14 protein-coding genes, 2 tRNA genes and 1 pseudogene are annotated in these 13,421 nt (G+C 71.4%); 13 read left to right on the plus strand and 4 right to left on the minus strand.

Features of this window, described 5'->3' with window-relative positions; genetic code table 11:
- Positions 1 to 2: 2 nt before the first annotated feature.
- The 4 genes from AXW62_RS10810 (at position 3) to AXW62_RS10820 (ending at position 2,789) form a co-directional block, all read left to right on the plus strand.
- Positions 3 to 776, plus strand: coding sequence for a DUF3566 domain-containing protein (locus AXW62_RS10810; RefSeq protein WP_236257918.1), 774 nt, complete (start codon positions 3 to 5; stop codon positions 774 to 776).
- A gap of 61 nt (positions 777 to 837) precedes the next feature.
- Positions 838 to 911 (plus strand) — tRNA-Ile (locus AXW62_RS10815).
- Between the two features lie 192 nt (positions 912 to 1,103).
- Complete coding sequence (locus AXW62_RS45060) at positions 1,104 to 1,238, plus strand: DLW-39 family protein (protein WP_003958712.1); 135 nt, start codon at positions 1,104 to 1,106, stop codon at positions 1,236 to 1,238.
- Between the two features lie 204 nt (positions 1,239 to 1,442).
- A complete protein-coding gene (locus AXW62_RS10820; protein WP_060944312.1) occupies positions 1,443 to 2,789 on the plus strand; it encodes a hypothetical protein in 1,347 nt (448 codons plus the stop codon).
- A gap of 143 nt (positions 2,790 to 2,932) precedes the next feature.
- Here the strand turns inward: AXW62_RS10820 and AXW62_RS10825 are convergent, their stop codons facing one another.
- Positions 2,933 to 4,642: a serine/threonine-protein kinase gene (locus AXW62_RS10825; RefSeq protein WP_060944313.1), complete on the minus strand. Its 1,710-nt coding sequence runs from the start codon at positions 4,640 to 4,642 to the stop codon at positions 2,933 to 2,935.
- A gap of 45 nt (positions 4,643 to 4,687) precedes the next feature.
- On the minus strand, positions 4,688 to 5,233 hold the full coding sequence (locus AXW62_RS10830) for a helix-turn-helix domain-containing protein (protein WP_030827812.1): 546 nt from the start codon (positions 5,231 to 5,233) through the stop codon (positions 4,688 to 4,690).
- A gap of 118 nt (positions 5,234 to 5,351) precedes the next feature.
- Between AXW62_RS10830 and AXW62_RS10835 the strand changes: the two genes are divergently transcribed.
- Both AXW62_RS10835 and AXW62_RS10840 read left to right on the plus strand, forming a co-directional pair.
- Positions 5,352 to 5,424, plus strand: a tRNA-Ala gene (locus AXW62_RS10835).
- Between the two features lie 187 nt (positions 5,425 to 5,611).
- On the plus strand, positions 5,612 to 6,763 hold the full coding sequence (locus AXW62_RS10840) for a response regulator (RefSeq protein WP_060944314.1): 1,152 nt from the start codon (positions 5,612 to 5,614) through the stop codon (positions 6,761 to 6,763).
- A gap of 386 nt (positions 6,764 to 7,149) precedes the next feature.
- On the opposite strand, the gene AXW62_RS10845 is transcribed toward AXW62_RS10840, so the two are convergent.
- Positions 7,150 to 7,872 (minus strand): DUF5324 family protein, encoded by a 723-nt coding sequence (locus AXW62_RS10845; protein ID WP_030827817.1) that lies wholly within the window; start codon positions 7,870 to 7,872, stop codon positions 7,150 to 7,152.
- Between the two features lie 297 nt (positions 7,873 to 8,169).
- Between AXW62_RS10845 and AXW62_RS10850 the strand changes: the two genes are divergently transcribed.
- Positions 8,170 to 8,703, plus strand: coding sequence for a peptidylprolyl isomerase (locus AXW62_RS10850; RefSeq protein WP_030827820.1), 534 nt, complete (start codon positions 8,170 to 8,172; stop codon positions 8,701 to 8,703).
- 98 nt (positions 8,704 to 8,801) lie between these two features.
- A complete protein-coding gene (locus tag AXW62_RS10855) occupies positions 8,802 to 9,686 on the plus strand; it encodes a rhomboid family intramembrane serine protease (protein WP_030827823.1) in 885 nt (294 codons plus the stop codon).
- 363 nt (positions 9,687 to 10,049) lie between these two features.
- On the opposite strand, the gene crgA is transcribed toward AXW62_RS10855, so the two are convergent.
- Entirely contained in the window at positions 10,050 to 10,307 is a 258-nt protein-coding gene (crgA, locus tag AXW62_RS10860) for a cell division protein CrgA (RefSeq protein ID WP_030827826.1), read from the minus strand.
- A gap of 145 nt (positions 10,308 to 10,452) precedes the next feature.
- Between crgA and AXW62_RS10865 the strand changes: the two genes are divergently transcribed.
- From AXW62_RS10865 to AXW62_RS45065, 5 genes and pseudogenes are all read left to right on the plus strand, one after another.
- The gene (locus AXW62_RS10865; RefSeq protein ID WP_060944315.1) at positions 10,453 to 11,223 is read left to right on the plus strand and encodes a DUF881 domain-containing protein; all 771 of its coding nucleotides are present in this window, start codon (positions 10,453 to 10,455) and stop codon (positions 11,221 to 11,223) included.
- A 54-nt stretch (positions 11,224 to 11,277) separates the two neighbouring features.
- Entirely contained in the window at positions 11,278 to 11,955 is a 678-nt protein-coding gene (locus AXW62_RS10870; protein WP_060944316.1) for a class E sortase, read from the plus strand.
- Positions 11,956 to 12,024: 69 nt separating this feature from the next.
- Entirely contained in the window at positions 12,025 to 12,216 is a 192-nt protein-coding gene (locus AXW62_RS43835; protein WP_143678402.1) for a hypothetical protein, read from the plus strand.
- Positions 12,213 to 12,863, plus strand: coding sequence for an aminodeoxychorismate/anthranilate synthase component II (locus AXW62_RS10875; RefSeq protein WP_060944317.1), 651 nt, complete (start codon positions 12,213 to 12,215; stop codon positions 12,861 to 12,863). Before AXW62_RS43835 ends, AXW62_RS10875 begins: the two co-directional genes overlap by 4 nt.
- Positions 12,860 to 13,421: pseudogene (locus AXW62_RS45065) on the plus strand (class E sortase); the annotation flags it as partial. The gene AXW62_RS10875 and the pseudogene AXW62_RS45065, both read left to right, overlap by 4 nt.

Raw genomic sequence — 13,421 nt, forward strand, 5'->3', positions numbered from 1 at the left:
TCGTGAGTGGAGCCACGGGTGCCGCGGGCGGCGGTGCGGACGCCGGAGGGCGTCCGGGATCGGGAGCCCCGACTTCGGCGGGCGGCACCGCCGCCGGGGAAGGCGCCCGTGGCCCGGCCGGGGACTCCGCGGCCGGCGCGGTGACGGAGACCCGGAAGCTCCGGCCGCAGCGCGATCCGCAGCCGAAGCCCCAGTACTCCAGCCCGCTCCCCAGCGAGCGTTCTGCGCCCTCCCAGCCCGCGCAGCCGTACCACCCGCCGCAGGCGTACGCGCCGCCGTCCGGCGGCGGCACCGGCCGCGGCGGCTCCGGGGTGCCGGGGCAGTCGGGGCAGCAGCAGGCCACCACGGCCGCCCGCCGCCCCCGTACGCAAACGGCGCCCACGGCGGGGGCCCGGCCGGCGCCGCGGACCCGTAAGGCGCGGCTGCGGGTCGCCAAGGTCGATCCGTGGTCGGTCATGAAGGTCAGCTTCCTGCTCGCGATCGCGCTGGGGATCTGTACCGTGATCGCCGTGGCGGTGCTGTGGATGGTCATGGACGCCATGGGCGTCTTCAGCGCGGTGGGCGGCACCATCAGCGATGCGACGGAGTCGCAGAAGGGCTCCGGGTTCGACCTGGAGTCCTTCCTGTCGCTGCCGCGCGCCCTGGGGTTCACCGCGGTCATCGCCGTGATCAACGTGGTGCTGGCGACCGCGCTGGCCACGCTCGGGGCCTTCATCTACAACCTGTCGGCGGGCTTCGTGGGCGGGGTCGAGCTGACCCTGGCCGAGGACGAGTAGCGGCCCGCCGTTACCGATTTTGGGACAGGGCAGGTGGTGCGCTAATCTTTCGGTGCAGCGCGGGGCTATAGCTCAGACGGTTAGAGCGCTTCCCTGATAAGGAAGAGGCCACAGGTTCAAGTCCTGTTAGCCCCACCGACACGATCAGCCTGGTCGGAGATCATCTCCGGTCAGGCTGATGTCGTATGGGGGCCGGAAGTTGGCCCCCGATTCCAGCCCGATTTCTCGTCCGGCCCATGCCGGGCATAGGTCACCGATCGGTATCGGTCGGTGTGTATCATCGGGCGCCAGAGGTCCCCTACGTCAAGAAAGAGACGAGGTAGCGCGGTGAAGAAGCTTCTCCTGGTCGCACTGGCCGCCATCGGCGGGCTCCTCGTGTACCGCCAGATCCAGGCGGATCGCGCCGAGCAGGATCTGTGGACGGAGGCGACCGACTCCGTGCCCGCAGGTTCGGGTGTGTGAGCCCCCACGACAGTCCCGCCACGGGGCCCCGACCGCTGGAGCGGTCGGGGCCCCGTCGGCTTTACTGGCGCCGTGGCGGGGAAGGTGCGGGGGCGCCGGGGGATGGGATGACCGGGGGCCTTCTGTTTCACTCTCGCAAACGAACAGCTTGCACAGGCAAAGTTGAACGGGCCGACCGGCCGGTACGACGAGGAGTGACGCGCGATGAAGGACCGCCGCAAGGTCAGGGCCGGCCTCGCCGCGGTGGCGGCGCTGTGCGTGGTGGCCGCCGCGCAGGGGACGTCCCTCGCTGATGACGCCGCCGGAGCCCGGGCGTACGAGCCCCGGGGCAGCCGGATACACGGCGCCGACGGGGCCGCCGACGCGCCGTCCCTGACGGCCGGCCGCACCTACGTCGACAGCCTCGGGCCCGGCGAGAAGCGGTACTACGGCGTGACGCTCGACGCGAAGTCCGCCGCCTACGTCTCGGTGGTCGCGGCACCCCGGCCGGGGGCGGGAGTGGCCTCCTACCGGGACGGGGTGAAGGTGACTCTGGAGAGCCCCGACGGGGGTATCTGCGGCACCGCGGCCCCGAAGATCGAGACGAGTGGGGTCGCCTATCCCCTGGCCGACTACGCCTCCCGCCAGCTCCAATCCGGTCCGGCCTCCTGCCACCAGGCGGGGCGCTACGGGGTGACGGTGGAGCGCCAGACGGGCTCACAGGACCCGGAGCGCTGGCCCGTGGAGCTCCGGCTGATGGTGGAGCCGCCGGTGAAGGGCGGGGCCACCGGGGCGGCTCCGGAGGGGAGTTCGGGCACGCCGTCGCCCGAGCCGCCGGACGGCACTGCCCGGCCGAGGAGCGGCGGCCGCGGCTTCACCGACGCGCCGACCCTGGGCACGGGGGTGTGGCAGGACGAGATCACACCGGGGGAGACGCACTTCTACCGGGTGCCCCTCGACTGGGGGCAGCGCCTCTCCGCCGTCGCCGAACTGCCCGCCGACGACAAGGACCAGAGCACCCGTCTGCTCGACCGCGCACTGGCGGTGCACGCCTACAACCCGGCGCGCGGACTCGCGAAGCGGGGCACCGCCGCCGCGCAGGACGGCGAGTCGCCCCGCACCGAGCTGACCACCGCGCCGGTGGCCTACGGGAACCGGTATGCGAACACCGGCTCCGCGGTCCGCGCGATGAGCTTCAGCGGCGGGTACTTCCTGGCGGTCACCCTCAATCCGCCGCAGGTGGCGCCGCATCTGAACAGCTCGGTGCCGGTGGTCCTGCGGGTGCGGATCGCGGGCGCCGCGCGGAGCGGCCCCACCTACGACAAGGACCCCGCCGAGGCGGGGTTCGGCCTCACGGCGGCCGACCGGCGGGCGGCGAAACAGCACGCGGTCGCGGCGGATGACGACCCGATGGGCGTGCCCGCCGATGACTCGGAGAAGGCCATGCTGCGGGTGGTGGGGTACGCGGGGATCGGCACCGGGACGGCCTTGGTGCTCGGGCTCGGGGCGTGGACGCTCATCGCCCGGCGCCGGGCCTCGGCGGAACGGCACGGGCCGCCGCCTGCCTGGTAGCCGGGCCTGTTTCGGGACGGTTGCCCCGAACGGCCTGCTGCTGGGAACGGTCGGCCGGGCTTACTGGTCGAAGACACCGGGCTCGCTGTAAGACATCGGGCTCGCTGGTGGAAGACACCAGGCTTGCCGGCGGAAGACGGCCGTCAGCCCGTGGCCGCCAGTGCCCACGCGCCGACGGCGAAGCACAGCACCGCGACGATCAGGATCGAGACCACCGCCTTCCGGGACGGTCCGGGGCGCCGCCGTGCCGCACGGGGAACCTGCGGCCGCTGGGCGGTGTAAGGACGAGTAGAGGGAAATTCACGCGGGGGCGGCGCCGGGGTCGGAGTCGGAGTCGGCGTGGGTGTGGGAATCGGAGCGGAAGCGGGGGTGGGCGTATGCGGGTGCGCGTGCTGCACCGGTTGTACGGAGTGTGGGGGCTGTGGTGCGTGGTGCGAATGGTGCACGGGCGGCTGAGGGGCCAGTGGGAGCGGGGCCGCGGTCGAGGGGGTCGGCGGGGCCGGCGGATGGGACATCGACGGCTGCCGGGCCGGCGGGGGCGGGGTCCCGGGCTGGGCGGCCGGTGGCGGGGGCGTCGGTGTCGGTGTCGGTGGGTTCGCGGGCTGCGGTGGTGGGGTCCGGGGAGGTGGCGTCCGGCTCAGCGGCGCCTGGGTGTGCGGGGGCTCGGCGTGCGGGACGTGATGTTGGGAGGACGGAGTCCCGGTGTGCGGGCTCTGACCGGAAGGGGCCTCGGCATGTGGTATTCGTGGCTGGTCGTTGCGGGGGAGCGGCGGCGGGAGGGTGAAGCTCCCGGTGTCGGACATGGACGGTGGCTGCGGGGCGGACGGCTGAGCGGGGGACACCTCGGCGGCCGGCCGAGGAAGCCCCGCCTCGTCGGACGGCTGAGAGGGCACCGCCCCGGCGGACGGCTGAGGCCGGGGCGGTGCCGCTCCGGCTTCCTGGGGTGGGTCGGTCTTCGCATGCCGACGGCCCGGCCGGGTGGGGCCGTTGAGGCCGAAGCCGGCGGGCAGCGGTCCGAGATGGTCGAAGACCTCGATGGCCTCGTCGTCCAGATCGGCCTCGGGCAGCAGGTCGACCGCCGTCGTCAGCGCCTTCCGCGCTCCCGTGGCGGTGCGGAACCGGTCCTCGGGGTCCGGCTGCAGCAGACCCGCGACCACCTGCCACAGCGGTTCGGGCACTCCGGTGGGAGCGTTCGGCACCCCCTGCTCGAAGAGCTTGACGAGCGCCTCCGCGTCCGGCTTGTGCCCGTTGAGCAGATAGAGCGTCACCAGCCCGACGGCGAAGAGGTCCGCCGGGAAGTCCGGATCCTCGCCCATCATCTGCTCGGGTGCGAAGTAACCGGGCGTGCCCATGACGTAGTTGGCCTCGGTGAGGCGGGGCTCGCCCTTGGTCAGCGCGATGCCGAAGTCGGACAGCCGGACATGCGGTCGCCCGGTCCCGGTGGCTTCCAGCAGGATGTTCGCGGGTTTGATGTCCCGGTGCACCACATTCTCGGCGTGCACCGCCGCCAGTCCGGAGAGCAACTGGTCGAGCAGGGTGCACACATAACGCGGCGGCAGCGGGCCGTAGTCGCCGATGAGATGGGCGAACGAGCCGCCGCCCACCAGGTCCATGGTGAACAGGACCTTGTCGTCGTCGGCCGCCCAGCTGGCCGGTGCCAGCACATGGGGGTGATCGATCCGCAGGGCCTGTTCCCGGACGAAGCGCAGCAGCGTATGGGCGTCGCGCTGCTGGAGCACCTTCGCTGCCACGTACCGCCGGCGGCGGTGGTCCCAGACGCGCCATACGGCGCCCACGCCCCCGCGCCCGATCGGGTCCACCAGCTCGTACCGGCCCGCGAAGATCTCACCCATCGCGCCGTGCCCGCCCCGTCATCGACTCGTCAGCAGTTCAGCCCGTCAGCTCTGGTGCGCCTCGTAGTGGGCGACCGCCTCGGCGGTCCGCCCGGCGCCGTACACACGGAGAAACTCTGCCAGCTCGGGGTGGGTGGGGGCGAGGGCGTCGGCAGCATCGATGATGTCCCCCGCCGCCGCCACGGACCGCAGCAGCGACTGGATCTCGCGCACCACTCGCCGTACGGTCGGGGCGCCCGTGCTCGCCGTGGTCTGGGTGGAGTTGAGCACCGAGCCGCCCGCGGACTTCTTGATCTCCTCCATGCGTTCGGCGGCCTCGGCGGCGCTGACCCTGCCGTCCGCCGCCTGGCTGGACAGCTCCTGCAGCGCCTGCACCCGCTGGACGACGGCGGGGTTGCCGATCTTGGCGCGCTGGCCGCTCATGAGCTGCGAGAGCATCGGTGCGGACAGACCGAGGACGGCGGCGAGGCGGGCCTGGTTGAGACCGAGATCATCGATGAGACGGCGAAAGAGCGCCCCCAGCGGCTCCCCGTACCAGCTGCGCTGAAGCTCCCGTGCGCGGGCGGTGGCATCCTGCTGTGTTGCGTCCATCTCGCTCTCCCCTTCGCTTCGCTGCCGCGAATCTTGCGTGGCATCCTACGGAGAGCGCTACGCACGAGCGATACCCGGTCGGGAAAGGTGCCCGGCACCGGGTATCCTGATCGGCGACGGGGCCTTAGCTCAGTTGGTAGAGCGCCGTCTTTGCATGGCGGATGTCAGGAGTTCGACTCTCCTAGGCTCCACCTCCGTCACCAGCCAGGACACCGTGTTCGGTGTCCTGGCTGGTTTGTTTCACCGCTGATATCGGTGTTGCCACTCCTGGCATTGCCCCGCGCAACACCCGCGCGATGCTCCAAGGTGTTCCCCACAACTCGGGCAGACCGCCCGGGAGTCGTCTGATCGGCGCGGGCCGCCGTACAGGGGGACACGATGGGTGATCTGCATCCGCTGGGCGAGAATCTGCCCGAGGAGTGCCGGGCGTTCGCTGTGGAGCTGAGGAAGCTGTTCCTCGGCCTGGATATCTCGGTGCGCAGGTACGCGGTGCGCAGACACCGGGACCCGAGCACCATCTCGCGATTTCTCAACGGCACCCGCATCCCGCCGTGGGAATTCGTCTTCGATCTGTTCGCCGATCTCGCGGCGCAGCGGGGCGTCGCCGCCACCCCCGCCGCCATCGAGCTGGTGCGGGAACTGCACCGGGCCGCGGTGCGCACCAGCCGCTCCCCCGGGCACGCCATGGAGATCCTTCAGATCCAGCTGGCCGACGCGGACCGGGACGCGCGGGTCTCCATGGCGCACCAGGACGCGCTGGGCCAGGCGCTGCTGGACCGCAAGCATCGCATCGCCGATCTGGAGGTGCGGCTGAACCAGGCCGAGGCGGCCTGGGCCACGGAGCGTGCGCGGGCGGACGCGCTGGAGCGGGGTCTCCCGGGCCGGGAGGAGCTGATCAAGGAGCGGGACCTGCTGCGGCAGGAGGTGCGGCGGCTCACCGAGGAACTGGAGGAGGTACGGCGGCGGGGGCGGCTGGCGGAGGAGCGCTGTTCGGTCCTGGAGCGGCAGCTGGCCATGGTGGAGTCCCAGCGTCCGGCCGCGGTGCCCCAGCAGGAGGAGGAGCTCGGGGACCCGCAGGGGCCCGCGGCGCCCAGGCGGGGTACCGGGCTGCGGCCGAAGATCCTCGTGGTGGACGACCAGCAGAACAATCTGCTGGCCATGGAGGCCGTGCTGGCCACGCTCGACCAGCAGCTGGTGACCGCGACCTCCGGACAGGAAGCCCTCAAGGCACTGCTCGACCATGACGACTTCGCGGTGATCCTGCTGGATGTGCAGATGCCCGAGATGGACGGCTACGAGACGGCGGCCCATATCAAGCGGCGTCCCCGTAACCGCGACATCCCGATCATCTTCCTCACCGCGATGGGCGCCGATCCCGAGCACTCCTCACGGGGCTATGCGGCAGGTGCGGTGGACTACATGGCCAAGCCGTTCGACCCCTGGGCGCTGCGGGCCAAGGTCTCGGTCTTCACCGAGATCTTCCTGGAGCGGCGACAGCGCCGTTCCCAGGGGGAGGACCCCAGGGACTGAGCAGCGATGGCCCGGTCCGATGGCTCGGTCCGGGGTCCGGTCCGATGGCCTGGTCCGGGGCGCGGCCGGTCCCCTGTACCGCCACGGCCCGGACCGGAGTCAGGGAAACCACAGCTTGGGCCGTGGTGGGCCCGGTGGACCGGAGCCCGGGCTGAGCTGGGGCGGGTGGACCGGAAAACTGGGCCGTTCCCGGTCTGGTGGACCGGAGCCTGAGCCGGGCCCGGATTGGGCCGGGCCCGAGCCCCGGGTTGGCCCGGAGCCCGGAACGGCCGAGGGGCGGGGATCAACAGATCGCCCGCCCCTCGTGAAGGGCCCGCCGCCGGCCGGTGGCGCCGACCGGCGTCCGGCGCCACCGGGTGCCGCGGTGGCGCCGGACACGGCGCCGTTCAGCGCTCGTCGTCCCTGCGGGCCTCGGCCTCGGCCTGCTTGGCCTGCACTTCGGGGTCGAGGGCGCTCTGATCGCTGCCGTCCACCGCCGAAAGCCGCTCGCGGTCGCCCACCTCGGTCGCCGCCGGGGGCTCGACCAGCCAGTCGGGGTTGGCCTGCTTGTCCCACCACTTCCACGCGGCGAAGACGCCCGCGCCGACCAGCCCGACCAAGGCCGCCCGCTTGGCGACACGGGCGGCACGGGCCCGGCGGCGGTGCTTCCTGGCCAGCTTCTCGATCTCCGCGGCCGTCACATGGGTGCGCAGCGCCGCGATGGCCGCCGACGTGCGGACGACCGCCTCCTCGCGTGCCGGTCCGGTGGCGGCGCGGACTCCGGCCACCGCCTGCTCCACTCGCGGTCCGGTGTAGTGGGCGGCCTGGCGTGCGGCCTTACGGGTGCGCCTGGCGGCCCGTGTGGCGGCCGCGTCCACCTTCGGCGGCAGGGTGCCGCGGGCCTGGTTGAGCCGTGGTGCGATATGCGCGTGGTATTGAGCACCGGCCGTGCACCGGGCCTGGTGCGCCGCGTTCGAGACCTTCGGCGCCAGCACGACGCGGGCTTCGTGTGCGTAGCGCGCTGCGGTGTCCTTGGCCGTGCCGGCGTAGGGCGCCACCGCCTCCGCGGCGTGCAGGACGCTGCCCTTGGCTGTGCCGGTCGCGGCTCGCACGCTGTCAATGCGGGTCACGGGATCCTCCTCCTCGGTGGCGTGGTCAAGCTCCGGGGTTCAGAGTCGTGCGCTGTCGTTGTGCGCTCTATTTGCGCAGTTTCGTGTTTCCATCCCAAGAAAGATCATGCCTGTTTGTGGAGATCATGCCCGATAGGCAGCACACCCGGCATGCGAGATCGGGCATCCGGGTCATAGGGAGGATTCTCCCGGAAACCGCGCGGATCGGCGCGCCCGGCGCCGCCTCCGCGGCTACTCGTCGCCCTCGGGTCCGTGCGAGGATCAGGAGACGGAAGTGAAAACGATGGAAGGTTGATCGTGGCCGAGCAGCTTTACGCCACCCTGAAGACGAACAATGGCGACATCGTGGTCCGGCTGCTGCCGAACCACGCCCCCAAGACGGTCAAGAACTTCGTGGAGCTGGCCGAGGGCAGCCGCGAGTGGACCCACCCGGCCACTGGCAAGAAGGCCAAGGAGAAGCTCTACGACGGCACCGTCTTCCACCGGGTGATCAGCGGTTTCATGATCCAGGGCGGTGACCCGCTGGGTAACGGGACCGGTGGCCCCGGCTATGAGTTCGGTGACGAGTTCCACCCGGACCTGGCCTTCAACAAGCCGTACCTGCTGGCGATGGCCAACGCCGGCCCGGGCACCAACGGCTCGCAGTTCTTCATCACGGTCGCCCCGACCGCGTGGCTGACCGGTAAGCACACCATCTTCGGCGAGGTCGCCGACGAGGGCAGCAAGAAGGTCGTCGACGCGATCGCGGGCACTGCGACCAACCCGCGCACCGACCGTCCGCTCCAGGACGTCGTCATCGAGTCGGTCGTCGTGGAGACCCGCGAGGGCTGAGCCCGTACGGGGAACTTTCCCGCCCCGCTTGTCCGTGTGAACAAGCGGGGCGGGAGAACGCGTGACCGGAAGAGGACGAGGGGGGCGAGGGGAACACCATGGAGGACCAGGCGGTCTGTTGTTACCGGCACCCACAGCGGGAGACCGGCATCAGCTGCACCCGCTGTGAGCGCCCGATCTGCCCCGAGTGCATGATCAGTGCCTCTGTGGGGTTCCACTGTCCCGAGTGCGTGAGCGGACGGGTGTCCGCCGGGTCCGGCGCCTCGGCCGCCGGTCCCCCGCCGGGCGCCGCCCGGCCGCGCACCGTGGCCGGTGGCACGATCACCTCGGACCCCCGGCTGATCACCAAGATCCTGCTCGCGGTGAACATCGCGATCTGGCTGGCGGTGCTGTCCGCGGGCGACCGGCTGGTGAACGATCTCGACCTGGTCGGCCGGGCCTACGACCCCGGTGCGGGGCAGATCGTCGGTGTCGCCGAGGGCCAGTGGTGGCGGCTGGTGACCTCGGTCTTCCTCCATCAGCAGCTGATGCACATCGCCTTCAACATGCTCTCGCTGTGGTGGATCGGCGGGCCGCTGGAGGCCGCTCTCGGCCGCGCCCGCTTCATCGTGCTCTATCTGCTGTCGGGCCTGGGCGGCAGCGCGCTGTCGTATCTGCTGGCCGCGCAGAACCAGCCGTCGCTGGGCGCCTCCGGCGCGATCTTCGGCCTGCTCGGCGCCACCGCCGTGCTGATGCGCCGGCTGAACTACGACATGCGGCCGGTCATCGCGCTGCTGGCGCTGAACCTGCTCTTCACCTTCACCTGGTCCGGTATCGCCTGGCAGGCCCATGTCGGCGGCCTGGTCGTGGGCACCGTGGTGGCGTACGGGATGGTGCACGCCCCCCGGGAGAAGCGGGCGCTGGTGCAGCGGGGGACCTGCGCCCTGATGCTGCTGGCGATCGTCGCCGTGGTGTGGATCCGGACGATGCAACTGACCGGCTGAGCGGGGCGGCCGGCCGGCGCTCGGCGGCCACCCCTGAGCCGGTTCCTCCGTGCGGCCTTCGGACGGGTCCCCGACGATCTCCGGTGGTCCTGACCGAGCCGGGTTCGGTCAGTTGTCCACAGCACGTGGTGGATCTTGCGCAACCTGTGGAGAACGTGCGTACGACCCCCGACTGACCTGCGTTTTCGCAGGAAGACGGGGGTGTGGGTGATCGAACAGATGGACCTCGCCGGTCACACCGGCGTCAACGCGGCAGAGGTTATCCACAGATCTTCTGAGTTTTCCCCGACTGTGGATAACCCTGTGGACAGCCTGGGGACAGGCTGGGGGAAAGCCCTGGGGAAGGCGGTGGGGACAGCCGGGTCACTTCCACTGGGTGGAGACGACGAACCCCGCGGCGATGAAGCCGAAGCCGACCACGATGTTCCAGTTGCCCAGGGACTCGACCGGCATGTCCCCCGTGGTCACGTAGAAGATGACGATCCACGCGAGGCCGATCAGGAACATCGCCAGCATCAGCGGTGCCACCCACCGGCGGCCACTGTTCAGGTTGATGCTGGCTGCCTGCTTCGCCGGCGGCGGCGTGAAGTCGTCCTTCTTGCGGATCCGTGACTTCGGCACGAGGAACTCTCCTGTCGATGCGCTGCGTGACCGCGCGGGGATGTGTACGGACGGCGCCGGGGCGGGACAGCGACGGGGACCACGTCCCTCCCCCACATGTCGGTTAGCGTAGTCCTTCCGCGGCGTCGTAAGGAGTAAGGGTACGTTGAGCAATTCCGCTGACTCCCCCACCCCGGGCTTCCGCCGCCCCCGGTTCCGGCCCGTCCGGCTGCTGACCGCCGCGGTCTTCGCGCTGGCCGGAGTGATCTTCTGGACCAGTTTCAACACGGCGCAGGGCACCAACCTCCGCAGCGATGAATCGATGCTGCGGCTCTCCGACCTCATCCAGGAACGCAGCCGCAAGAACGGCGACCTGGCCGACAGTAACGCGAGGATACGTTCCGACGTCGACGCCCTCGCCCGGCGGGACAACGGCAGCACCCGGGCCGAGCGCCGTCGGCTCGCCGGTCTGGAGGGGACCGCCGGCACCAGGAAGCTCAGCGGCCCCGGGCTCACCGTCACCCTCACCGACGCCCCGCCGAACGCGACTCCGCTGATCCCCGGTGTCCCGGACCCCCAGCCCAACGATCTCGTCATCCACCAGCAGGATCTGCAGGCCGTGGTCAACGCGCTGTGGCAGGGCGGCGCCAAGGGGATCAAGGTCATGGACCAGCGGCTGATCTCCACCAGCGCGGTGCGCTGCGTGGGCAACACCCTGATCCTGCAGGGCCAGGTCTACTCCCCGCCCTACAAGGTGACCGCCGTCGGCGACCGGGGCAGGCTGCGCGCCGCCCTCGCCGCCTCGCCCGCGATCCGGAACTACCGCAGCTATGTCGACGCGTACGGCCTCGGCTGGAAAGTCGACCAGCACGACACGGTGACTCTTCCGGGCTACTCCGGCACAGTGGACCTGCACCAGGCACAGCCCATCGAATAGCGCCGCGGACACCGGTACGCGTCACCGGGACAGCGGGGCGGACAGTGGGGGCCGATGAGGGCGCGGCTGATCGTCAGAACGCTCAGTGAACTCTGCGTCACCGTCGGTGCCTTGATTGTTCTTCTGGTGGTCTACGTCCTGTACTGGACCTCGGTGCGGGCCGACCGCGCGATGGACGGCGAGATCGACCACCTCCAGGACCGATGGGCCACGGGTGCGGTCACCGCCGGTGCCCAGCCCGCGCCGGAGCCCCGCCGTTACGAGCCCGGCGCCTCCTTCGCGATCATGTACATCCCGCGCTTCGGCGCCGACTGGGCCAAACCGGTCCTCCAGGGCACCGCCCCCGGCACCCTGAAGAAGGGGCTGGGCCACTACTCCCGCACCGTCCGCCTCGGCGCCACCGGCAACTTCGCCGTCGCCGGGCACCGCCGCACCTACGGCGACCCCTTCAAGGACTTCCCCCAGCTGCGCCCCGGCGACGCGGTGGTGCTGACCGACGGCACCACCTGGTTCACGTACCGCGTCGTCCGGCGGCCCTACCGCACCCTGCCGACCGACACCGGAGTGATCGACCCGGTGCCGCGGGCGTCCGGTTTCCGGCGCCCCGGCCGCTACCTCACGCTGACGACCTGCGAGCCGGAGTGGGGTCACAGCCACCGTCTGATCGCCTGGGCGCACCTCGACGCGACCCAATCGGTTACCCAAGGCAAGCCCAAGGCTTTGCACAGCTGACCCTCCGGCCGCCCCCCTCGACCCTTACTCTGGTGCTGCACTCCGGTGCTGCAATCGACTTCGTCATCGGTGAGTAGGGATGGCATGTACGGCTGGATCTGGCGGCATCTGCCGGGTAACGCATGGGTGCGGGCGCTGATTTCGCTCGTATTGGTGCTGGCGATCGTCTTCGTGCTCTTCCAGTACGTCTTCCCCTGGGCGGAGCCCCTGCTGCCGTTCAACGACGTGACGGTCGACCAGGGAATGGCGGGCCCCCGATGAGCGCGCGCATCCTGGTCGTCGACAACTACGACAGCTTCGTCTTCAACCTCGTCCAGTACCTCTACCAGCTCGGTGCCGAATGCGAGGTGGTGCGCAACGACGCGGTCTCCCTCGCCCACGCCCAGGACGGCTTCGACGGAGTGCTGCTGTCCCCGGGGCCCGGCACCCCGGAGAAGGCGGGGGTCTGCGTCGACATGGTGCGGCACTGCGCGAGCACCGGCGTACCGGTGTTCGGCGTCTGCCTGGGCATGCAGTCCATGGCCGTCGCGTACGGCGGAGTCGTGGGGCGGGCCCCGGAGCTGCTGCACGGCAAGACCTCGCTGGTGGCCCATGAGGGGGCCGGTGTCTTCAGCGGTCTGCCCTCGCCCTTCACCGCCACCCGCTACCACTCGCTGGCCGTGGAACGGGGGACGGTGCCCCTGGAACTGGAGATCACGGCCTGGACGGAGACCGGCATCGCCATGGGGCTGCGCCACCGGGAACTGCCAGTCGAGGGCGTCCAGTTCCACCCCGAATCGGTGCTCACCGAATGGGGCCATCGCATGCTCGCCAACTGGCTGGTGGAGTGCGGGGACGCAGGTGCCGTGGGGCGGTCCGCGGGGCTCGCCCCGGTGGTCGGGGCGGTCGGCGGTAAGGCCGGCGAGTGACCGGACCGCGCCCTGAGCGCGAGGGCGTCGCCCAGGGCGCCCGGGAGCCCGCCCCGTACGCGCCGTACGGGGCGCATGAGCCGTACGACGCCCAGGGCGGCCATGGAAGCCGTAGCCGCCATGGGGGCCGTGGCGGCTATGGGGGATCGGACGCGTTCGCGGCGGCGGTGGAGAGCCTTCGGGACCCCCTGGCCGATCCCCTGAGCGACCCCCTGGCCGAGCCGCTGCCGGACTCCGCCCCGGCCGGGCCCACCGGACGGACCGTGGGTACCGCGTCGCTCTCCGTGCCGCCGCCCACCGGGCGCCGACGACGCGCCCGCCCGGCCGCCACCGGGCCGGAGGAGGCCGCTGAGGCGGCCAGACCGCCCACGGGGCGCCGACGCGCCCGTGCGGCCCCCACGGGGCCCTCGGGGCCCGTACACGCCGCTCCGGCGCCGGTACGCGCCCCGGAACCGTCCGCACCCGCCGCCCGGACGCCCGGACGACGAGGACCGGAGACGGCCCCACCACGCTCCGCGGGGACGTCGCGGGGGCCGGACGCCGACGAGACGGCCGTCC

This window comes from Streptomyces hygroscopicus subsp. hygroscopicus, assembly GCF_001553455.1.
GTDB lineage: Bacteria > Actinomycetota > Actinomycetes > Streptomycetales > Streptomycetaceae > Streptomyces > Streptomyces hygroscopicus.